The sequence below is a fragment of the Paraclostridium bifermentans genome, from assembly GCF_019916025.1.
Taxonomy (GTDB): domain Bacteria; phylum Bacillota; class Clostridia; order Peptostreptococcales; family Peptostreptococcaceae; genus Paraclostridium; species Paraclostridium bifermentans.
In genome coordinates, this window is record NZ_CP079737.1 from 864769 (window position 1) to 888990 (window position 24222).

At 28.7% G+C, this 24222-nt stretch carries 19 protein-coding genes and 3 tRNA genes; 21 read left to right on the plus strand and 1 reads right to left on the minus strand.

All coding sequences use genetic code 11. The annotated features are described in order from the left end of the window. The first annotated feature begins 2 nt into the window (after positions 1-2). From KXZ80_RS04220 to KXZ80_RS04280, 13 genes are all read left to right on the plus strand, one after another. On the plus strand, positions 3-743 hold the full coding sequence (locus tag KXZ80_RS04220) for a LytR/AlgR family response regulator transcription factor (protein WP_021432224.1): 741 nt from the start codon (positions 3-5) through the stop codon (positions 741-743). A 153-nt stretch (positions 744-896) separates the two neighbouring features. Beyond that, positions 897-2237 carry a PTS sugar transporter subunit IIC gene (locus tag KXZ80_RS04225; protein WP_021428731.1) on the plus strand — a complete coding sequence of 447 codons (1341 nt, stop codon included), beginning with the start codon at positions 897-899 and terminating at the stop codon, positions 2235-2237. A 1-nt stretch (position 2238) separates the two neighbouring features. Next, on the plus strand, positions 2239-2991 hold the full coding sequence (locus tag KXZ80_RS04230) for a MurR/RpiR family transcriptional regulator (RefSeq protein WP_021432225.1): 753 nt from the start codon (positions 2239-2241) through the stop codon (positions 2989-2991). A 2-nt stretch (positions 2992-2993) separates the two neighbouring features. After that, positions 2994-4184, plus strand: coding sequence for a MalY/PatB family protein (locus KXZ80_RS04235; RefSeq protein ID WP_021432226.1), 1191 nt, complete (start codon positions 2994-2996; stop codon positions 4182-4184). A 171-nt stretch (positions 4185-4355) separates the two neighbouring features. Then, entirely contained in the window at positions 4356-5312 is a 957-nt protein-coding gene (locus KXZ80_RS04240) for an ABC transporter permease (RefSeq protein ID WP_021432227.1), read from the plus strand. Beyond that, entirely contained in the window at positions 5299-6294 is a 996-nt protein-coding gene (locus tag KXZ80_RS04245; protein ID WP_021432228.1) for an iron chelate uptake ABC transporter family permease subunit, read from the plus strand. The genes KXZ80_RS04240 and KXZ80_RS04245 overlap by 14 nt, the downstream gene beginning before the upstream one ends. Beyond that, positions 6291-7046: an iron ABC transporter ATP-binding protein gene (locus KXZ80_RS04250; protein WP_021432229.1), complete on the plus strand. Its 756-nt coding sequence runs from the start codon at positions 6291-6293 to the stop codon at positions 7044-7046. Before KXZ80_RS04245 ends, KXZ80_RS04250 begins: the two co-directional genes overlap by 4 nt. A gap of 56 nt (positions 7047-7102) precedes the next feature. Next, positions 7103-8065 carry a siderophore ABC transporter substrate-binding protein gene (locus KXZ80_RS04255; protein WP_021432230.1) on the plus strand — a complete coding sequence of 321 codons (963 nt, stop codon included), beginning with the start codon at positions 7103-7105 and terminating at the stop codon, positions 8063-8065. A 123-nt stretch (positions 8066-8188) separates the two neighbouring features. Further along, positions 8189-9889, plus strand: coding sequence for an ABC transporter ATP-binding protein (locus tag KXZ80_RS04260; protein ID WP_021428775.1), 1701 nt, complete (start codon positions 8189-8191; stop codon positions 9887-9889). A 140-nt stretch (positions 9890-10029) separates the two neighbouring features. Beyond that, positions 10030-10614, plus strand: a complete 585-nt coding sequence (locus KXZ80_RS04265; RefSeq protein ID WP_021432231.1) for a GNAT family N-acetyltransferase — start codon at positions 10030-10032, stop codon at positions 10612-10614. Between the two features lie 304 nt (positions 10615-10918). Further along, positions 10919-11917, plus strand: a complete 999-nt coding sequence (locus tag KXZ80_RS04270) for a peptidylprolyl isomerase (protein ID WP_021432232.1) — start codon at positions 10919-10921, stop codon at positions 11915-11917. Between the two features lie 87 nt (positions 11918-12004). After that, positions 12005-12352 carry a cupin domain-containing protein gene (locus tag KXZ80_RS04275; protein WP_021428853.1) on the plus strand — a complete coding sequence of 116 codons (348 nt, stop codon included), beginning with the start codon at positions 12005-12007 and terminating at the stop codon, positions 12350-12352. Positions 12353-12686: 334 nt separating this feature from the next. Beyond that, positions 12687-15155 (plus strand): beta- N-acetylglucosaminidase, encoded by a 2469-nt coding sequence (locus KXZ80_RS04280; protein ID WP_021432233.1) that lies wholly within the window; start codon positions 12687-12689, stop codon positions 15153-15155. A gap of 27 nt (positions 15156-15182) precedes the next feature. Here KXZ80_RS04280 and KXZ80_RS04285 read toward each other — a convergent pair whose 3' ends face one another. Next, a complete protein-coding gene (locus tag KXZ80_RS04285) occupies positions 15183-15851 on the minus strand; it encodes a hypothetical protein (RefSeq protein ID WP_021432234.1) in 669 nt (222 codons plus the stop codon). A 134-nt stretch (positions 15852-15985) separates the two neighbouring features. Here KXZ80_RS04285 and KXZ80_RS04290 point away from each other — a divergent pair, with 134 nt between their 5' ends. From KXZ80_RS04290 to nusA, 8 genes are all read left to right on the plus strand, one after another. Next, positions 15986-20293, plus strand: a complete 4308-nt coding sequence (locus KXZ80_RS04290) for a PolC-type DNA polymerase III (RefSeq protein ID WP_021432235.1) — start codon at positions 15986-15988, stop codon at positions 20291-20293. A 105-nt stretch (positions 20294-20398) separates the two neighbouring features. Next, a complete protein-coding gene (locus tag KXZ80_RS04295) occupies positions 20399-21058 on the plus strand; it encodes a CPBP family intramembrane glutamic endopeptidase (protein WP_021432236.1) in 660 nt (219 codons plus the stop codon). Between the two features lie 93 nt (positions 21059-21151). Further along, positions 21152-21225: transfer RNA gene (locus tag KXZ80_RS04300), tRNA-Cys, on the plus strand. Positions 21226-21234: 9 nt separating this feature from the next. After that, positions 21235-21310 (plus strand) — tRNA-Asn (locus tag KXZ80_RS04305). A 5-nt stretch (positions 21311-21315) separates the two neighbouring features. Beyond that, positions 21316-21390, plus strand: a tRNA-Thr gene (locus tag KXZ80_RS04310). Positions 21391-21499: 109 nt separating this feature from the next. Further along, positions 21500-22444 carry an alpha/beta hydrolase gene (locus KXZ80_RS04315; protein WP_021432237.1) on the plus strand — a complete coding sequence of 315 codons (945 nt, stop codon included), beginning with the start codon at positions 21500-21502 and terminating at the stop codon, positions 22442-22444. A gap of 191 nt (positions 22445-22635) precedes the next feature. Beyond that, entirely contained in the window at positions 22636-23097 is a 462-nt protein-coding gene (locus KXZ80_RS04320) for a ribosome maturation factor RimP (protein ID WP_021428857.1), read from the plus strand. Between the two features lie 36 nt (positions 23098-23133). Continuing rightward, on the plus strand, positions 23134-24207 hold the full coding sequence (nusA, locus tag KXZ80_RS04325) for a transcription termination factor NusA (RefSeq protein ID WP_021432238.1): 1074 nt from the start codon (positions 23134-23136) through the stop codon (positions 24205-24207). Positions 24208-24222: the final 15 nt, after the last annotated feature.

Genomic DNA, 24222 nt, shown 5'->3' on the forward strand with positions numbered 1-24222 from the left:
TAATGAAGTGTATTATCGTAGAAGATGAATTTCCAGCAAGAGAAGAACTAAAATATTTTATTAAAAATCATAGTAATATTGAAATTGTAAGTGAATTTGATAATGGAATAGATGTTTTAAAGTTTATACAAGAAAATAGCATAGATGTTATATTTTTAGATATAAACATACCTATGTTAGATGGTATATTACTAGCTAAAACTATAAATAAATTTAAGTACAAGCCTAAAATTGTATTTATAACAGCTTATAAAGAGCATGCAGTGGAGGCATTTGAATTAGAAGCATTTGATTATGTCTTAAAGCCTTATTCGGATCAGAGAATAATAAATACATTAAATAAACTAAAAGACTGTGAAGAAAATGAAAAGGTTTTAAAAAGAGAACAAAATTTAGAAGAAAAAAGCGATATGCAAGATACAATAACGATGTGGAAAAATGATAAAATTATAGTTTTAAAATTTGATGATATATATTACTGCGAAGCAAACGAAAGAGAAACAATAGTTTATACAAAAGAAAATGAATATATAGTTAAAAGCTCTATTTCTGAGTTTTTCAAAAGTTTACCGAGTAATCAATTTTTTAAAACGCATAGATCTTATATTGTTAATATAAATAAAATAAAAGAAATTATACCGTGGTTTAATAGTACATATATACTGAAGTTAAATGATATAAAAAAAGAAATTCCAGTTAGTAGAAGCAATATAAAAGAATTTAGAAATACTATGCATATATAAGAGGTACTAAAGAAATTTAGTACCTTTTTTATGTATAAAATTATATCTGAAATTTATGGAAAATATTCCGAAAAAAGAAATGTACAATTAGAAAAAATTCCAGTAAAATAAGTTTGAAGAAAACGTTAACAAAATTCGACAGGAGGATATAACATGGAAAAAGTAACACAATTTATAGAAGAAAAAATGGTGCCAAAAGTAGCTAAATTTTCAAATTTACGTTATATAAAAGCATTACGTTCAGGATTCTTTGCTATAATGCCTCTTACAATAATAGGATCTATATTTTTATTAATAGCAGATTTTCCTGTAAGTGGATATGCAGAATTTATGGCTAATATATTTGGAGCAAACTGGGGAGCTTATTTAGAGCCAGGTTATAGAGCTACATTTGATTTGATGGGAGTAATGTTAGCTGGAACGTTATCATATAAACTGGCTGAAGATTATAAGTTAGATAGTTTATCTGTAATGATAATATCTTTAGTAGCTTATATGATAGTAACTCCTAAATCTATGACAACAGATGCCGGAGAATTTGTGAATAAAGTTATTCCTATGGTTTGGTTAGGTGCTAGAGGAGTTATAACTGCAATTATAATGAGTATATTATCTACAGAAATTTATAGATTTGCAATTGATAAAAAAATAGTGATTAAGCTTCCAAGTAATGTCCCAGAAATGGTAAGTAAGTCATTTACAGCTTTAGTACCAGGGACTATAGTAGTTTTAATTTCACTAATATTAAATGGAATATTCTTATTTATGGGAACTACAATGCATGACTTTATATACACTGTATTACAAGTTCCATTACAAGGGTTAACTTCATCAGTAGAGGCTATAACTGTAGTCGCAGGATTAAATGGATTATTATGGTGGTTTGGAATACATCCTACTGTAGTTAACTCAATAGTTAATCCTTTATTAAATGCTAATGCTATAGAGAATTTAGAACTATTTAAAGCTGGACATCTTACATTTGAAAATGCAAATGTAGGAACAATACAAATGATAGATCAATTTGCTACAATAGGCGGAGCAGGTATGACTATAGGACTAGTAGTTGCTATGCTTATAGTTGCAAGATCTCAAAGATTAAAGATGATGTCAAAATTAGGGGCAGTTCCATCTTTATTTAATATAAATGAGCCACTTATATTTGGTACTCCGATTATATTAAATCCATTAATGTTAGTACCGGTTACTTTAGCACCTATAGTATCAGTATTGATAGCTTACTTAGCTATGAAATTACAATTCATGCTACCGTTTAATGGAGTTATAGCACCTTGGACGACACCACCTATAATAAGTGGGTTATTAGTCAGTGGATGGCAAGGAGCATTGATTCAATTGATAGCTATAGTTGCATCTACTTTAATATACTTACCATTTGTAAAAGCATTAGATAATCAATATAGAAAAGAAGAACTAGAAGTTGAAGAAAATAATTCAGAATCAGATTCTGAAGATGATGAATGGGCGTTATAACATGAATTTAAATAAAAAGATTTCGCTAAATGCTAGAAATTTAAGTAAATTAGAAAAAGACTTATTACATGATTTATTAGAAAATAAAAGCAAATTTACTTATAAAAAGTTTACTATAGCGAACATTGCAAATGAGTTTTCAGTTAGTAATACAAGTGTCCATAGACTATCAGAAAAATTAGGATATGATAGTTTTATCCAATTTAAAGATGATTATTTTAAAAGAAATGAAAAAAGTTCAAATGAAAATACTGTTTTGAATAATGATTTTGTAAACCTTATGATAGATACATATAGTTTAGTATCAGAATCTATAAGTGATGAGATAATTGACAAAATGAATAGCTGCAAAAAAATTAATATTTACGGTATGGGAATGAGTAATTATCTAGGAAAGATCTTTCAAATAAAGTTACAACTTTTAGGTATTCCAGCTGAGCAGCACGATGACTCAAGATTTATGAGGCTATCAAGCCGTATATTAAAAAAAGAAGAAGATTTAGTTATAATACTTTCAAGAAGTGGAGAAACACCTGAGTTACTTGAAGTTTTGGTAGAAGCTAATTTGAAAGAAATAGATGTTGTATTGATAACGGAAACAAGAGGTTCTACTTTTGAAAGAATGTGTAAATATAAAATTTACACAGGGTGCACTCAAGATTCTGACACGGACATTGATACAAGACTTAACTTTCATATAGCTATGGATATGCTTATAAAAAGGTTTATAGAAAAATACAAGAAGAAGGTATAGCCATGTATGATTTTGAAGATATATTATGTAGAAAAGAAAATGGATCTAAAAAGTGGAATGAGGATTATATAAATAGAAGGTTTCCAGGATTTAAAACTCCATTTTATCCACTATTTATAGCTGATATGGACTATAAATTGCCAATTGAAATAACTAATAATTTTATGGAATTTATACAAAAATGTGATTTTGGATATTTTGATGTTTTAGAAAAATTTAATGAATCTATAGTTAATTGGTATAAAAAAATAAATGATATAGAGATTGATAAAAATATAATATTACCTGGAATAGGGACTTTGGCATCTATGAATTTAGTAGCTAAAACTTTACTAAATAAAAATGATAGTGTTTTGATTTTTACTCCAGTGTATGGACCGTTTCGAGATATAGTGGAAAATAATGAACTAAATCTTATTAAACAATCGTTAAAAAATATAAAAAACAGATACTATATTGATTTTGATGAGCTTGAATCCAATATAATTAAGAACGACATAAAGTGTGTATTGATGTGTAATCCACATAATCCATCTGGACGAGTATGGGATTATGATGAATTAAATAAATTAGTATATATATGCAAAAAATATAATGTTTTTTTATTATCAGATGAAGTTCATAGTGACTTGGTATTAAATGATAAAAAATTTATTTCTCTAATAAACTTTGAGAACGACTATGAAAATATAATAATTAGTTCATCTCCAAACAAGACTTTTAATTTAGCTGGAGTGTGTGGTTCATATTTATTAATAAAAAATAAAATACTTCATGATAAAATAAAAAATACATTTCTTAAAAATAAATTAGAAATAAACAGAGTGGGATATGAATTTTTAGTAGCTTGTTATGAAAATGGACATAATTGGGTAGATTCATTGAGAGAAAATATAAAAGAAAATTTAAAAATTGTAGAGCTTTTATTAGACAATGAAGGAATAGAAGTAATGACTCCAGAGTCTGGATATTTAGTTTGGGTTAGACTGAATAAAGTTAATGATAGTTTAGAGTTTGTTGAAAAGCTTGCTAGAGAAAGTGGAGTATTACTAGAAAGTGGAACAAGGTTTGTTGATAGTGAAAATGGATATATACGTATAAATATAGCCACTAGTAAAACTATAATTGAAAAATCAATGAGAGAACTTAATAAATTTTATGATGAGTTTATAAAAAAAGAAGCTGTAACTTAGTTATGGCTTCTTTTTTATGTGAAACTGCTAAATGAATTTTGAAAAAATTAAAAATTATGCATAAATTTTAAAAATAATATTGACAGTGATAACTATTATCAGTAAAATATAAAACAAGTAATGAAAACTATTATCAATAATTAACTAGTTTCAGAAAGAGAGAGTAAGCTAATGAAAAAAAGATACTTATTAATTGTATTAATATTATTGTCAATAACCTCTTTGTTTATAGGAGTTAACGATATAACTTTAATGGATATTGTAAGTTACAATAAAGAAAAAGTAGATATATTTTTTATAAGCAGAGTTCCTAGACTTGTGAGTATACTGTTGGCAGGATTAGGGATGAGTATATGCGGATTAATAATGCAACAGGTAAGTCGAAATAAATTTGTTTCACCTACAACGGGTGCAACAATTGATTCAGCTCAATTGGGATTGGTATTTGCAATGTTGATTATACCAAGCACAGGCTTAGCTGGAAAAATGATAGCATCATTTGCTTTTGCACTTGCAGGAACTTTTATTTTTATGAAAATTTTAAAAAGTTTAAAGTTTAAAAATGCTGTATTTGTTCCATTGATAGGTATAATGTTTGGAAACATTATAGGTTCTGCAACTACTTTCATAGCGTATAAATACAATCTTATGCAAGATATAACTGCTTGGATGCAAGGTAACTTTTCTATGATAATAAAAGGAAATTATGAGATGCTATACATAACAATACCATGCATAATAATGGCTTACATATATGCAAATAAATTTACAATAGCAGGAATGGGTGAAGACTTTGCTACTAATTTAGGTCTTAATTACAATAAAGTTGTTAACTTAGGGCTTATGATAGTTGCAATTGTAACAGTTTGTGTGGTTATAACAGCAGGAAGTATACCTTTTATAGGATTGATAGTACCAAATATAGTATCTATGTACAAAGGTGATAACTTAAAGGATAGTATATGGCATACTGGGTTATTTGGAGCGATATTTGTTTTAATATGTGATATATTTTCAAGGACTGTCATATATCCATATGAAATTCCGATAGGGCTTACGGTTGGAGCTATTGGAAGTATAATATTCCTTTTTATGATTTTAAGGAGGGGAAATCATGCAACAGCTTAGCACTTTAGAAAAAGAGATAAATATAAAGATAAACTTAAAAAGTAAACTATACATATTAGGGGCTCTAATCGTAATTTTTTCAGCATTATTTTTAACTGTAGGAGTTAATTTTGATCACATAGATTATGCTATGAGCCAAAGGATACCTAAACTTATAGCAATTGTTATAACTGGGGGGTGTATAGCTTTTTCATCAATCATATTTCAAACTATAACAAATAATAATATACTAACGCCAAGTGTACTAGGATTAGACTCATTATATGTTTTAATTCAAACGGTAATAGTATTTTTATTAGGAGTGGAAAGCTCGTTTATAACTAACAAAAGTTCTAACTTTTTACTATCATCATCACTAATGATTTTAGCATCTTTTGTTCTTTACAAAAAACTGTTTGAAAGATCTAACAATAATGTTTTTTTCTTACTACTTGTTGGTATGATATTTGGAACCTTATTTAAAAGTATGTCTACATTTATGCAAGTAGTTATAGATCCAAATGAATATGCTGCACTTCAAAATAGTTTATATGCTAGTTTTAGTAATGTAAATACAGAAATCTTGATGATGTCAGTGATAATGATTATAGCTATTATACCATTTATATATGATGAACTTAAAATGTTAGATGTAATATCTTTGGGAAAAGATCATGCAATAAATTTAGGTGTAAATTATGATAAAGCTGTAAAAAAATTAATAATAGTTGTGGCTATGTTAGTTTCAATATCAACTGCTTTAGTTGGACCTATAACATTTTTAGGACTTTTGGTTGTAAATGTAGCAAAGCAGTTATTTAAAACATACAAGCACACATACTTGATAAGTGCATCAATTTTAATAAGTATATTAACTTTAGTAGTAGGTCAGTTTTTAGTGGAAAGAGTATTCACATTTACAACTACTATAAGTGTAATTATAAACTTTATAGGTGGATTATACTTTATATACTTGTTATTAAAGGAGAGTAAAAATCAATGATACAAGTAGAGAACTTAATAAAAAAATATTCAAATAAAAATGTTGTTGATAAAGTATCTATAAATATAGAAAAAGGCAAGATAACTTCATTTATAGGGCCAAATGGAGCTGGAAAGAGTACAGTTTTATCGATGATAACTAGGCTAATGAAAAAGGATAACGGAGAAGTTCTAATAGATGGCAAGAGATTAGAAGAGTGGGATAACAAAGAGTTGTCTAAAAAAATAGCTATATTAAAACAATCAAATAATATAAATTTAAAACTTACAATTAGAGAGCTAGTTAGCTTTGGAAGATATCCTCACAGCGAAGGCAGATTAACAAAAGAAGATGATAAATATATAGATGAAGCTATAGATTTTATGAAATTAAAAGATATTCAAAACAAATATTTAGATGAATTAAGTGGAGGTCAAAGACAAAGGGCCTACATAGCGATGGTAATAGCGCAAAACACTGAATATGTATTTCTAGATGAACCACTTAATAACTTAGATATGAAACATTCTGTTGAAATGATGAAAGTTCTTAGAAACTTATGTGATGAATTAGGAAAAACTGTTGTATTAGTTATGCATGACATAAATTACACATCCTGTTATTCTGACTATATAGTAGCATTGAAAGATGGTAAAATTGCTAATCACGGGAAAACACAAGATATAATCAATAAAGAAGTTTTAGAAGGTATATATGATATGGAATTTGATATTAGAGAAATAAACGGAGATAAGATTTGTGTTTATTTCTAAAAAAATTTAAATATTAACTGATAAAGATAATCATTATAAAAAAGGAGAAAAGAAAAATGAACAAAAAAGTGGCGTTAATATCAGGAATTGTTATAGTTGGTTTAATAGGAGGAACATTATTGTTTGGATCTAAGAAAAATGATAAAACTAGCGAACAAAACAATCATGTTATAAAAATTGAACATGCACTTGGAACAACAGAGGTAAAAGAAAACCCTAAAAAGGTAGTAGTATTTGACTATGCAGCATTAGATGCTATAAAAACTTTAGGAGTAGAAGGTGTAGTAGGAACGGCTCAAAGTTCATCTATGCCACCTTACTTAAGTCAATATGAATCTAGTGAATATGCAAATGTAGGAGGTCTTAAAGAACCAGATTTAGAAAAAATAAATGAACTTAAGCCAGACTTAATAATAATAAATGGAAGACAACATAGCTTCTATGATAAGCTAAGTGAAATAGCTCCAACGATATCTTTAGCTAAAGAAGATGGAAAATATATGGAATCTTTTACACATAACATGAAAGTATTAGGAGACATATTTAATAAAGAGGACCAAGTAGATTCAGAATTAAAGAAAATAAATGAAAAAATAGAAGATATAAATAAAGAAGTTACTAAAAACGGATACAAAGCAACAACATTAATGGTAAGTGATGGAAATTTAAGTGCTTTTGGATCTGATTCAAGATTTGGAATGATATATAATAATCTTGGATTTAAAAATACGGACAGTAATTTAAAATCTGCAGACCACGGTCAAGATATATCATTTGAGTATGTATCAAGTCAAGATGCTGACTACATGTTTGTTATAGATAAATCAGTTATAGCAAGTGATAAAAATCAAAAGCCAGCTAAAGAGATATTAAATAATGATTTAGTAAATAAAACTGATGCTGCTAAAAATGGAAACATAGTATACTTAGATACTCATTCTTGGTACTTAAGTGATGGTGGATTTATATCTACAAATACTATGTTAGATGAAGTAGATAAAGCGATAGATAATAAATAATATAAAAAAGTTGTATGTAAACTATGCAGTTTTCATACAACTTTTAAATTTCTATTAATATTACTTTTTATAATTACATATACTCAAATTGGGTATATAATAGTATAGACAAGGAGGGATGGTATGTTAAAAGAATTTATAAAATATTACAAGCCATATAAAAAATTATTCATACTTGATTTGATAGCTGCATTTGCTGTAGCTTTATGTGACCTAGTTTATCCGATGATAACTAGAAATATAATGAATGAAGTTGTACCAAATAAGGATTCAAGGATGTTAATTGTATTTGCAGTTACATTACTATTAATATTTATAGTAAAAGCAGGATTAAATTATTTTATGCAGTACTGGGGACACGTTGTAGGTGTTAGAATGCAAGCTGATATGAGAAGTTATGTATTTACTCATTTACAAAAGCTTCCTAATTCATATTTCAATGATAATAAATCTGGGGTTATAATGTCTAGAATTATAAATGACCTTATGGAAGTTTCAGAATTAGCACATCATGGACCGGAAGATTTGTTTGTGTCATTAGTTATGTTAATAGGTTCATTCTTAATATTATTAGGAATAAATGTACCTCTTACATTAATTATTTTTGCGATATTGCCATTTATAATTTTGTATGCTGTAACTCAAAGAAAAAGAATGTCAAAAGCATTTATGGACACGAGAGTTAAAACAGGAGATGTAAATGCGACATTAGAAAATAGTATAGCAGGTATGAGAGTTACTAAATCATTCTGTACAGAAAAAGAAGAGTTAGAAAAGTTTAATGAGTCTAATGATATATTTAGACATGCTAGAGAAGGCGCATACAAAGTTATGGCAGAGTACTTCTCAGGAATGTTCTTATTTATAGATATATTAAACTTAGTTGTTTTAATAGTGGCTGGATACTTTACTTATATGAACTATATAAACTTAGGGGATTTTGCAGCATATCTTCTTTATGTAAATTTATTTATACAACCAATTAGAAAATTAATAAACTTTACAGAGCAATACCAAAATGGTATGACAGGATTTGAAAGATTTTCAGAAATTATAAATGAAGAAACTGAAAAAGAAGCTAAAAATCCTATAGAACTTAAAGATGTTAAAGGAAATATAGAAATAGAAAATGTTTCATTTACTTATGAAGATGACAATGAAGTATTTAAGAACTTAAGCTTATCTGTAGAAGCTGGTAAGACTGTAGCATTAGTTGGCCCATCTGGTGGAGGGAAAACTACTTTATGTAATCTTATACCTAGATTCTTTGATTTTGAAGAAGGAGATATAAAAATTGATGGAATTAGTGTAAAAGATGTTAGCTTAAATTCATTAAGAACAAATATAGGTGTAGTAGCTCAAGATGTATTTTTATTTACAGGTACAATAAAAGAAAATATAATAATCGGAAAGTCAGGTGCAACTGACAAAGAAGTTATAGATGCATGTAAAAAAGCTAGAATACATGATTTTATAATGACACTTCCAAACGGATATGATACTTACGTAGGGGAAAGAGGAATTAAGCTTTCAGGTGGTCAAAAGCAAAGAATATCTATAGCTAGAATATTCCTTAAAAATCCACCTATAATGATATTAGATGAAGCTACATCAGCTCTTGATAATGTAACAGAACAAGAAATACAAAAATCTTTAGAGGAATTAGGAAAAGATAGAACGAATTTAGTTGTAGCTCATAGGTTATCAACTATACAAAGTGCAGATGAAATAATAGTCTTAACTCAAAATGGAATAGAAGAAAGAGGAACTCACAAAGAATTAATTGAAAAAGGTGGAGTATACTCAAAACTTCATAGAAAATAAAAACACTTAAGCATAAGGTAAATATAATTTATCTTATGCTTTTTTGCGTTTAGAGAATGTGAAATTTTATGAATAGATTAACATCTAAAAACATATATGCATATAAAAGAGTATTAATTATTTTAAGGAGGGAAGTATTAATGAAAGATTCTATATATCCTCAAATGAAAATAATAGAAACTGATAAATATATATTAAGACCTATATGTGTAGAAGATGCAATAAGTATGTTTGAGTATTACAGCCAGGATAAAGTAGTTAAATATTTACCTATAAAAACTCATAAATCAATAGTTGAGACAAAAAGATTTATAAGGAATTACTTTATAAATAGTTATAAAAAAGGAAATGTAAATCACTGGGCTATAATAGATAAAAAGAATAATAAATTGATTGGAAATATAGGTCTTAACAATGTGTCTAATAAAGATAAAGAGGCTGAAATTGGTATATGTATAAACCCTATTTACTGGGGAAATGATATAGCAACAGATTTGACTAAGTATTCTTTAATGTATGGATTTAAGGTTTTAAATTTAGAAAAGATAACCGCGACTACATATGAAGAAAATCCTAGAACTAGAAAATCTTTAGAAAGCTTAGGTTTTAAATATGTAAAAACTTATGATAAAAAGATGAAAATTTCAAATTCCATGAAAATGGTAAAATGTGATAAGTACGAATTGTATAGGAAGAATTATATACTATCCAGATATATAGATTAATTAAATTTAAAAATAGACATAAAAAAAGTATGAATTTAATTCATACTTTTTTTAAGGGCATTTTAATAATTAAAATATAAACGGGGATTTATATTAATCATTTAATTACAATAAATATTCTGAATATTATTATAGTTTAAAAAATAAAAAATGTAAATATAATTTTAAAAAAAATTATATTTAATATTGAGAAAACTTGTCTATAATACAATATGAATTGGAAAAGTATGGTCATTCATATGGAATTCACATTTATACTATAAAATATAGTTGAAGATAAATTTTAGGAGGTACATAAAAAAATATGGATAAAGAAAAAAAACATATAAGTAAAAAAGTATGGATAATTACAGGCGTTTTAGCAGTTGGCATAGGGATAGCAGGATTTTATCTTGGAAAAGAAAAAGGAAGAGATTTACCGGCAACTAGTAGGCATTATAGCGAAAATAAAGTTATAGCAACTATTGGAGACACAAAGATAAAGGAAAAAGAATTGAAAAATGTAATGGAACCTTTATTTTATATGAATGGAAAGACTAAAATGACTGATGAAGAAATAGATTATTATGAACAAAATATGATAGACCACATAGTGACGACAGAAACACTGTATAAAGATGCAGTTAAAAATAAATTTAAGTTAGACAAAAAAACAATTGATGCTCAGTACAGTAACTATATGGCTACTATATCTAAAACATTTGGTTTGGATGAAGAAGCTTATTTAAAACAATTCGGAATAACTAAAGATGAAATGAGAAAGTCTATAGAAAAAGAAGCCGTAGCTGCTAAATATATAGAAGAAAAAAGCCAGGTAACAGATAAACAGGTTGAAGATTACTACAACAAAAACAAAAAAGATTTTAACCAGATAAGTGCATCTCATATATTAATAAATAATACTGATGAAAATGGAAAAAAACTAGATGATGCTAAGTTAAAAGAAAATAAAAAGTTAGCTGAAGATATATTAAAACAAGCTTTAGAGGGAGGCGATTTTGCTCAATTAGCTAAGAAGTACTCTGAAGATGGAAGTGCTCAAAGTGGAGGTGACTTAGGTTACTTTGGAAAAGGTGATATGGTAGCTGAATTTGAAAAAGCTGCATTTACTTTAAATAATGGGGAAATATATCCGAAGATTGTTGAAACTCAATATGGATACCACATAATAAAGAAAACTGGAGAAAAAGAAATGTCTTTTGACGATGTTAAAGAAAATCTTAAAGAGCAACTAGTAGTAGAGAAACAAAACTCTTTAATTGATAAGTTAACAAAAGAATATAAAGTAGATGTTAAAAAATAAAATTTATTAAAAATGTATCTTCCTATATGACTATGATTTATAAATGTGATAAAATTATAGTAAGCATATACGGGGGGGCGATTTTAAATGATAAAAAGACCACAGGAACTAACTGAAAAAAAAGTTAAAAACCTAAGGGATGGTAGAGGAACTACTACTATGTATCATTTGATTGAAGGAAAAGAATTAAAAAATAAGGCTAAGTTAATTTCAAGATTAGTTTTAGCACCAGGTTCATCTATAGGAGTTCATGATCATACAGATGATTTTGAAGTATATTATATAATTAAAGGTGAAGGTAGAGTGTTAGATGATGGATTTATGCAGCCAATTGGATCTGGAGATGTTGTTTACACAGCAGATGGAGAGTCACATTATCTAGAAAATACTGGTGATGAAGAATTAGAATTAATAGCAATAGTTATAAATGATTAAAAAAGATGGGATAACCCATCTTTTTTTTATGTTTTAAAAATATATTTATTAAGAATTATTGAGATTATTAGAAATTTAGTTATATAAATTAAATATGTTTTGAACATAAAAATTTTAACATATTTTAAATATTAAATGTTAGAAAACTGATTTTTTGTTGTATATATAATTTGTAAAGAAAAATGTGAAAATAACCAAAAATGGTTTTTTTTCGCATACAATAAAAAATAATAGGAAAAGTTACAGGATTTTAACTATTTATGTTTAATATACAATTAAACTGTCGTATATAAAACGTAAGTATAAAATCAACTTAAAACAGGGGGGATATTTATTGAATAAAAAAATAGCAATAGCTACGCTTGCATTCATGCCATTGACAGCTACAAATGTATTTGCATCTGGGCAGGAAGGTATTGTAACAGCTCCATCATTAAATGTAAGAAGTGAACCTTCAACAGGAAGTTCTTTTCTTTTTTCTATTAAGCAAAATGAAAAAGTAACTATATTAGAAAGCCAAGATGGATGGTATAAAATAAAAGCAGGAAATGGAAATTCTGGCTGGGCTTCTAGTGAGTATATAAAAACAGACCTTAATCAAAATAACCAATCAGAATCCAAAAGAACAGTTACAGCAGATGTGCTTAATATGAGAAGCGGAGCATCTACAAGCTATAGAACAATAGCTAAAATAAAAAAAGGAACAGAAGTCGAATTAATATCAGAGAGTAATGGCTGGTCAAAGATTAAGTATGAGGGAAGAATCGGATATGCATCAAGTGAGTTTCTATCAAATGAGAATAATATAAAACCAAGTGAAAAACCAAGTACTAATCAAAATACAGATGCAAATTCTAATAATAATACAAATGAAACTAAAACAATAGGAAAAACAAAAGTAGTAACAGCAACATCATTAAATGTGAGAAGTGGGCCATCAACAAGTAATGGTGTAATAGGGTCATTAAAACAAAATGATAAAGTAGAAGTAATATCAGAAAGTAATGGCTGGTCGAAAGTTAAGTTCAGCGTAAAAGAAGGATATGTATCAAGTGCATATTTAAAAGACTCTAATGGTGGAAATACTGGAGGAAGTGAAAATCCAAATCCAACACCAGGAAAAACAAAAGTAGTAACAGCAACATCACTAAATGTGAGAAGTGGACCATCAACAAGTAACAGTGTAATAGGATCATTAAAACAAAATGATAAAGTAGAAGTAATATCAGAAAGTAATGGCTGGTCGAAAGTTAAGTTCAGCGGAAAAGAAGGATATGTATCAAGTACATATTTAAAAGATGCTGATGGTGGAAATACTGGTGGAGGAAGTGAAACTCCAAATCCAACACCAGGAAAAACAAAAGTAGTAACAGCAACATCACTAAATGTGAGAAGTGGACCATCAACAAGTAATAGTGTAATAGCATCATTAAAACAAAATGATAAAGTAGAAGTAATATCAGAAAGTAATGGCTGGTCGAAAGTTAAGTTCAGCGTAAAAGAAGGATATGTATCAAGTACATATTTAAAAGACGCTGATGGTGGAAATACTGGTGGAGGAAGTGAAACTCCGAGTACGGCTAACACTAAAACGGTTTTAGCAACATCATTAAATGTGAGAAGTGGACCATCAACAAGTAATAGTGTAATAGGATCATTAAAACAAAATGATAAAGTAGAAGTAATATCAGAAAGTAATGGCTGGTCGAAAGTTAAGTTCAGCGGAAAAGAAGGATATGTATCAAGTATATACTTAAAAGATTCTGATAGTGGAAATACTGGTGGAGGAAGTGAAACTCCAAACCCAAGTAATAATAAAATAGTGACAGCAACATCACTAAATGTAAGAAGTGGACCAGCGACAAGCAACAGTGTAATAGGATCTCTAAGACAAAATGAAGTAGTAGAGGTAATATCAGAAAGTAATGGCTGGTCGAAAATTAAATTCAATGGAAAAGAAGGTTACGTATCAAGTGACTACTTAAAAGACTATAGTGGAGGAAGCACAGGTGGAGGAGGTAGCTCTGAGGTTGTAGATGGAGCGACAGTTAATAATACACCTGTAAGCTATACTTTAACACAACATATTAACCAACAAGTTACGAAAGGTAATGGAAATATGATCGCATCACGTGGGTTTGTACAAGCTAGTAGATCTGATATAGAACACTATATAAACCCAAGTAACTTTACAGGTAGTAAGAGTAGTATGTTACAATTTTTAAGATTAGATAGCTATAAAGGTGGAATAACTGCAAGTGAATTAAATGGATACTTAAATAGTTTAAGTCCTACATCAGGAGGCTCTAATGTTTTCTATAATCAAGGACAAGCATTTATAAATGCTGCGCAAAAACATAATATAGATTTAGTATACTTAGTAGGACATTCTATGCTAGAAACGGGTTATGGAAGATCTACTCTTGCACAAGGACAAGTTTTAACATCTTATCAAGGGAAACCACTACCTCAGCCTGTAAAAGTTTATAACTTCTTTGGAATTGGAGCATTTGATGGAACTGCAAATCTTTCGGGGGCTGAAGCTGCATATAAAAATGGATGGACAACAGTTGAAAAAACTATAGATGGTTCAGCTAAGTGGTTATCTTCAAATTATATACATAGTAGTAAATACGGACAAAATACTTTATATAAAATGAGATGGAGCTATGAAAATTTATGGCATCAATATGCCACAGATGTAAACTGGGCAAATGCTATATCAGGAGTAATGAATAAATTGGTAGGAATGTATGATACAACTAGCAATTTAGTTTATGAAGTTCCAGTTCATAAAAAATAAAAAATGAGGGTGATACCCTCATTTTTTTTATACAACTCTTTTATACTTTAAAAAAACATCTATGTTGTTTTCGCTAATAATATTTTTTATATTGCCAAAATTATAAGTAGCTAATGCATACTCTCTCATACTATCAAAAATAAACTCTTCATTTTTATCCTCAAAGTCTATAAGTCTATGCGCTATAGACCAAGCTATAGACTCTCTATTTATAAGATTTTTCTTTAGATTTATAACACATTCCTCTAAATCAACCGGCAAGCTTTTTTTATGAAGATTTTCTATGTCTATATCTATATCATATTCAACAAGTTTATTTATAAAGATTTTGATTAATTGACTGTATTCAGCCCTGCTAGCATCTATGCTTGAATCCAGTATATGGCCAATCTCATGATATATAACAAATTTAGCTATAGAAAAAATGTTTTTACTAGATATGTTTAAAAAAATATTTTTAGAATGTAAGAATGAAAAAAAGTTATAACAAAAAGATATAAATCCTTGCTTTGAAACTAGTATAAGTCTTAACCTAGGCAGGGTACATATAGGTATGAATCTTTTTTTAAAATAAAGCATATATAATTTTTTATTAACATTTACACTTTTTACAATTTCTTTTATTATTTTTTTTTCGCCTAAATCTTCATAAGAAAGTAAAATTTTATTTATTAAAACGCTATCAACGTTATCCATGAAATCACCACCTTAAATGTGTCATCTAACTTACTTACTAATATATTATTAAAAAATATATATTTTGTAGCTAATCCTAATAAAAAAAGTAGTATATATGATATAATGATTTGATGGAGAGGAGGGAACTTCTTATGGAAAATATTAAAGATTATTTAGAAAAACTTGAAATAGAAAATAATATTTTAAACAAACAATTAGCAGATGTATATGTAACAAAAGTAATATACTTTAAGGAAGAAAAAATAATATATATATATTTATCTTCAAAAAATATAATCAGTTATATATACACAGACATGCTAAGAGAAGAAATTAAGGAAAAGCTTGACTACTTTAGTGATGTGAAAATTAAAGTAAGATATGTTAAATTAGAAAAACAGAAAACAAAAGATATCATAAAAAAATATTGGTCAAATATACTACATATATTAATTAATTTATGTCCATCACTAAGTGGTTGGGTGAAAAAAGTTGAGTATATGTGTATAGATGATACGTTAAAAATAAAGTTACCATCAGATTTATTTTATAGGAGACTTACAAATCAAAATGCTATACAGGTTTTAAAAAATGTATTAGCAGAAGAGGCTGGAATCGAAATAGATATAGTTTTTGAAAAATCTGTTAATCGAGGTCCTGATGTAGAAAAGTTAATTATGAAAAATGATAATTTAGTTGAACAAATGGTAAAAGAAAGAATAGCAGAATCATTAGAATTAGATGATGAAAATGAAGCTGAAATTGAAGGAAATGAAGCTATAGTAGCTTTATCAAAAGAAGAATATATTTATGGAGAAAATGTAAATGCTCCAGTTGAAAAAATAAATAGATTAAACCCTAACTCAGGAACTGTGTGTGTAATAGGTGAAGTTTTTGATGTTGAATTAAAAGAGTTAAGAAATGGTAAAGTTCTTTTAATAGCAGCAGTAACAGATTATACAAGTTCAATAAGTTGTAAACTGTTCTTAAATGATATGAATAAAGATAAAGTTATAGATTCAGTAACTAAAGGTGCTTACCTAAAAATAAAAGGTGACGCACTTTATGATAACTATCAGAGAGAACTAACGATGACAATAAGTGGGATAAAACAAGAAGTTAAAGAAGAACGTATAGATAAGTCAGACGTTAAAAGAGTTGAGCTTCATGCACATACTCAAATGTCATCAATGGATGCTATATGTCCAACAAAAAAATTAGTTGAGAGAGCTGCAAAATGGGGGCATCCTGCAATAGCAATAACAGATCATGGAGTGGTACAAGCATTTCCAGAGGCTATGGACGCGGCTAAAAAACATGGGATAAAGGCTATTTATGGTGTTGAAGGATATTTAGCAGAAGATGAAGTTCCTATAATAAAAGATCCAAATGATAAAGAGCTATCTCAAAGTTTTGTAGTATTTGATATAGAAACCACTGGATTTTCTAATACAAATGATAAGATAACGGAGATTGGTGCTGTTAAAATAGAAAACTTTAAAGTTGTAGATAGATTTAGTGAGTTGGTAAATCCTGAAACGGACATATCGTATAAAATACAGGAATTAACAGGAATTACTAATGATTTAGTAGCAGATAAACCAACGATAGAGGATATACTACCTAAGTTTTTAGAATTTATAGGTGACGATGTTTTAGTTGCGCACAATGCGGATTTTGATATGGGATTTATATCTCAAAAAAGCAGAGAACAAGGTCTAGAGTTTAAAAATAAGAGTGTGGATACGTTGACTTTAGCTAGGGTTTTATTACCACAATTAAAAAGACATAGATTGAACCTTATTGCTAAAGCATTAGGAATACCTCTTTTGAATCACCATAGAGCAGTAGACGATGCAGAGGCTACAGCCCATATATTTATAAAGTTTTTAGAAATGCTTAAAAAAGAAGGTGTTGAAAAGTTAAGTGATGTAAATGAAAAACTTGGAGGCCTTGACTATACAAAGATTGCAACAAATCATATAACTTTACTTGCTAAAAATTACACTGGCTTAAAAAACTTATATAAGATTGTATCGGATGCCCATGTAAATCATTTTTACAGAGCTCCTAGGATATTAAGGAGTGTATTAGAAAAGCATAAAGAAGGTCTAATAATAGGGTCTGCATGTGAAGCAGGACAAGTATTCGCCGCTGTTAAGAAAAATTTACCAGACGAAGAAATAGAAAAGATAATAGATCTATATGACTATATAGAAGTTATGCCAATTGATAATAATAGGTTCATGATTGAAAAAGGTGAAGTTAAAGACGAAGAAGAATTAAAGGAGTTAAACAGAAAATTAATCAATGTAGCTAAGAAGTTTAATAAAATACCAGTAGCTACAGGAGATGTACACTTCTTAGATAAGCATGAAGCTGTTCTTAGAAAAGTTTTGAAAAATTCTCAAGGATTTAAAGTGGATGAGGAAGAAACATATCTTCATTTTAGGACTACAGATGAGATGCTAGAAGAATTCAGCTATTTAGATCCAGTAGAAGCATATGAAGTAGTTGTAGCAAATACTAATAAAATAGCAGATATGATTGAGGATATAAAACCAATCCCGGATGATACATATCCACCTGTAATAGAAGGCTCTGATGTAGAACTTAGGGAAATGTGCTATGAAAAGGCAAAAAGAATTTATGGAGATCCTATGCCAAAAGTAGTTGAAGCAAGATTAGATAGAGAATTAAACTCTATAATTGGAAATGGGTACGCGGTTATGTACATCATTTCTCAAAAACTTGTTACTAAGTCGTTAAGAGATGGATATCTAGTTGGATCTAGGGGATCGGTTGGGTCATCTTTTGCGGCTACTATGAGTGATATAACAGAAGTTAATCCATTACCTGCTCACTATATATGCGAAAATGAAGAATGCAAATATTCTTATTTTTATGAAATAGGAGAGTGGGGATCAGGAGCAGACTTGCCAGATAAAGATTGTCCAAAGTGTGGAAGACCTCTAAAAAAAGATGGTCATGATATACCATTTGAAGTTTTCTTAGGATTTGAAGGAGATAAAGAACCGGATATAGACTTAAACTTCTCTGGTGATTATCAGCCAATAATTCATAAATATACAGAAGAATTATTTGGTGAAGGATATGTTTATAGAGCTGGAACTATAGGTACAGTAGCAGAAAAAACAGCATTTGGATATGCTAAAAAATATATAGAGGAAAATAATATAAATACTACTTCAGCAGAAGCATTAAGGTTAGCAAATGGATGTACAGGAGTAAAAAGAACATCAGGGCAACATCCTGGTGGAGTTATGGTTGTTCCTCATTATAAAGATGTTTATGATTTTACGCCTATACAATATCCTGCAAATGATACTTCATGTGGAGTAATAACTACTCACTTTGACTATCATTCTATAAGTGGTAGAATACTTAAACTAGACATACTAGGGCACGATGTGCCGACCATAATAAGAATGCTTGAAGATATAACCGGGATAGATGCCACAACAATACCATTAGATGATAAAGAAACTATGTCATTATTTACATCAACAGATGCATTAGGAGTAACACCAGAAGAAATAAATTGTCCAATAGGTTCACTAGCAATACCAGAGTTTGGAACTAAGTTCGTTAGACAAATGCTACTTGATACTAAGCCGACTACATTTGCAGAGCTTGTTCGTATATCTGGTCTTTCTCATGGTACTGACGTTTGGCTAAATAATGCTCAAGAGTTAGTTCAAAAGGAAATAGTAGGTCTTAAGGATGTTATATCTACTCGTGACGATATAATGAACTACCTTATATTTAAAGGATTACCTCCCAAAATGGCTTTTACAATAATGGAAAGTGTTAGAAAAGGTAGAGGGTTAAAACCTGAGCATATAGAAGAAATGGAGAAAAATGATGTCCCAGAGTGGTATATATGGTCATGCCAACAAATTAAATACATGTTCCCTAAAGCGCATGCTGTTGCATATGTAATGATGTCATTTAGACTTGCATATTGCAAGGTTCATTATCCAGAAGCTTTTTATGCAACTTATTTTACAACTAAGGCAGAAGATTTTGACGCAGATTTAATTGTAAAAGGATTAGGGGCGATAAAATCAAAGATAAGAGAAATTGAAGAATTAGGAAATGAAGCAACTACTAAAGAAAAAAATATGCTAATAGTTTTAGAAGTTGCTCTTGAAATGTATGCAAGAGGTATAAAGATAATACCAGTTGATATATATAAATCGAATGCTAAAAATTTCCAAGTTGTAGGTGAAAAAACTTTATTGCCACCTATGATAGCTCTACAAGGGGTGGGAGAGAATGCAGCAATAAATATTCAAAATGAAAGGGATAATGGAGAATTTATATCTAAAGAAGATCTTAGAAAGAGAACTAAAATTTCAAAAACTGTAATTGAAACTTTAACAAATCATGGATCTTTAGAAAATATGAGTGATAAGAATCAATTATCATTATTCTAATAAATAGGATTATAACTTATGTAAACTTGTGAGTTATAATCCTATTTGTACATATGATGACTTTGAGTATATAATTAAAATGAATATAAAAAAGGGGGAATTATTATGAATACAAACTTAATTTCGTTGATTATAGGAATTTGTGACGTTTTAATAATTTTTATTTGCTTAAAAATATCGAAAAAAATATTTCCGGGGAAAAATAAGGAATTTAATGAAAGTAAAAGTAGGTTTTTATTAAAAAAAAGTATGGTGAGTTGTATATGCATGATTTTAGGATTTGTTTTAGTTAAAAGTGTTATAATATCAAATTGGATTTTATATTTACATATAGTTCCATCAAAAAATATTTTCAATACATATATGCAAAATGCTACTATCATAAATACGATAGTAATTAGTATTCAAGTTATTATAATAGGTCCTATAATTGAAGAATTAATCTTTAGAAAAATTTTACTTGGAAAGCTATTAGAAAAATTTAGTAATAGACCTATCAAAGCTATAGTATATTCAGCTTTGATATTTGGAATTGTGCACTTAAATGTTATACAAGGTGTAGCTGCATTTGGAGGCGGAATAATATTAGGTTTAATCTATTATTATACTAAGTCAATTAAAGCAACTATGTTTGCTCATATATTAAATAATTTTTTAATTATAATACCAAATCCAATAGGGTTATGGATGAATTTAATATATTTAATAGTAGGATTTTATCTAATTAAAAAAGGAAATAATAAACTGAAATTATGCACATGCTAAGTGTCGAAAAAAATCGAAAGAAAAAGCGAAAAAATTAATAAAAAAGGTTAACAAAATTTAAAAAACATAATATAATAATAATGTAAGAAATGAGGCGACATAGCCAAGTGGTAAGGCAGTGGACTGCAACTCCTTGATCCCCAGTTCGAATCTGGGTGTCGCCTCCAAAATAAAATGGGAATATAGCTCAGTTGGTAGAGCAATTGACTGTTAATCAATGGGTCACAGGTTCGAGTCCTGTTATTCCCGCCATATACGCTAGTGTGGCTCAACGGTAGAGCAGCTGACTTGTAATCAGCAGGTTGTAGGTTCGATTCCTATCACTAGCTCCAATTATAGACAAGCTAATAATAGCTTGTTTTTTTTGTTAAAAAAGTAGAAAAGAATTTGAATTTATTGTATACTAAGTATTAGTACCAAGTGATAAAATGGGAGGAATTAATGAAGAAGTCAATTTTAGTAGTGGTTTTAATCAGTTTAGTTTTATTAATAGGATCTTGTGTAGTAGGGTATTTAGTGTATGATGGATCTGTTGGATCTAGTCAAAAAATAAAAAATGAAGATATAGTAGAAGTTTTTTCACATAGAGAAGGGAAGCCTTTAGATAAGTTAAAAAAATATAAGTATGAAGATGTTTTTATAAACTCACCTGAAAATGGATACAAAATAGAAGGTAAATTTATAAAGTCAAATATACCTACCGATAAAAGCATAATCTTAGTTCATGGAATTGAAAGTAATTATTATGAATATCTAGAAAAAGCATATGAATATTTAGAACATGGTTATAATGTAATGCTATATAACCAAAGACATACAGGCCATACTGGTGGAAATAATTATACATTTGGACTTTATGAAAGATATGATTTAGAAAATGTAGCCAAGTTTGTAAAGAAAAAATATCCAAATGGATTATTAGGAGCTCATGGACATTCGATGGGAGCTGCAACGGTTGTTATGCATTCAGAAATTAATGAAAAAAATAAGTATGTAGATTTTTATATAGCAGATTCTCCTTATCATGAGATGCAAGATGCGATAAGATTAGGAATTGAAGATAAAGATATACCGCTATTACCTGTTGGGTATGCTAAGTTTATGGGGAATATATACACAAAGGTTAAATCTGGATTTAGCTATGAAGATGTAAAGCCATATAAAGCTGTTCAGCATATTACAACTCCTATGTTTTTAATACATGGAAAAGAGGATAAAGTATGTTCTCCAAATAGTAGCAAAATAATTTATGACAATATACCTCATAACAAGAAAGAGTTATGGTTAATTGATGGAGTTCAACATGTTAATGGATATGATATATTAGGAAAAGAATATTTTGATAGGATATATAAATTTATTGATAATAAAGTTCAAAAAAATTAAATTTTAAGGTATTAAAAATAGGATAAAACATTGAATAATACTAGAAAGTTTGCAAATAAAAACAATGTATGGTATTATAGTATATAAAATAGTATAAAATGTAAAAACTAAGAGTGAGACGGAAAGTTCTCACTCTTTTATTTATAGTACTTATAGACTATAAAATAACAACTGAATAGGAGGTAAGTCGAATGAAAAAAAGTACAGAAGCAATGATAGAAGAATTAGTACTTCCAATAACTAATGAAAATAACATCGAAATCGTTGATGTTGAATATGTTAAAGAAGCAGGCGAATATTACTTAAGAATATTTATAGATAAAGATGGGGGTGTATCTTTAAACGACTGTGAAGTTGTAACTAGAGCTATAAACCCTATATTAGATGAAAAAGATCCAATAAAAGAAAACTACTTCTTAGAAGTATCTTCACCAGGACTTGATAGACCACTTAAAAAAGAAAAAGACTTTGTAAGATATGCTGGTAGAGATGTAGAAGTTAAATTATATAAACCTATAAATGGATTAAAACATTTTGAAGCGGAATTAGTTGAACTAGCTGAAAATAAAGTAGTTAAATTAATAGTAGACGGTGAAGAGATGGAATTTGATAAAAAAGATATAGCACTTATAAGACTTGCTGTAAAATTCTAATTAAAACTTAATATCGAAAAATAGGAGGATAAAGAAATGAACCACGAGTTTGTAGACGCATTAGAAGAATTAGAAAAAGATAGAGGAATAGATAAAGAAATACTTATAGATACTATAGAACAAGCATTATTAACTGCTTATAAAAAGAACTTTGGATCGGCTCAAAATGTTAGAGTATATTTTGATAGAGAAAAAGGAGATGTAAAGGTTTACTCTCAAAGAATAGTTGTTGACTCAGAAGATATATATGATACTTTCTTAGAAATTGAAATAGATGAGGCTAGAGAAATAAGCCCTAACTATGAAATTGGTGATATAATAGAAAATGAGATAACTACTACAGAATTCGGAAGAATAGCAGCTCAAACTGCAAAGCAAGTAGTTGTTCAAAGAATAAGAGAAGCTGAAAGAGATATAGTTTATAATGAGTTTATAGACAAACAAGATGAAATAGTTACTGGAGAGGTTGCTAGAGTAAACAAAAACATAGTGCATGTAAATCTTGGAAGAATAGAAGCTATAATGACTCAAGCAGAGCAAATACCAGGAGAGCATTATCAAGCAGGACAAAAAATAAAGGTTTATATATTAGAAGTGAAGAAAACTAATAAAGGACCTCAAATAAGTGTTTCAAGAAGTCATCCAGGTTTAGTTAAAAGACTATTTGAAATGGAAGTTCCAGAAATATTTGAAGGATCTGTTCAAGTTAAAAGCATTGCAAGAGAAGCTGGATCTAGAACTAAAATGGCAGTTAGCTCAGTAGATGAAAATATAGATCCAATAGGAGCATGTGTTGGACCTAAAGGATCAAGAGTTAAAAATATAGTTGATGAACTAGGTGATGAAAAGATAGATATAATCAAGTACAGTGAAAACCCAGTTGAATTTATATCAGCAGCTCTAAGCCCATCAAAAGTTATGTCTGTAGATGTAAATGAAGAAGAAAAGAGTGCTTTAGTTATAGTTCCAGATTATCAATTATCACTTGCTATAGGTAAAGAAGGTCAAAATGCTAGACTTGCAGCTAAGTTAACTAACTGGAAAATCGATATAAAAAGTGAAACTCAAGCAGCTAAAGAAGCAGCAAATCAAGATGAACTAGATGCTTAGATATAAGGAGTGATA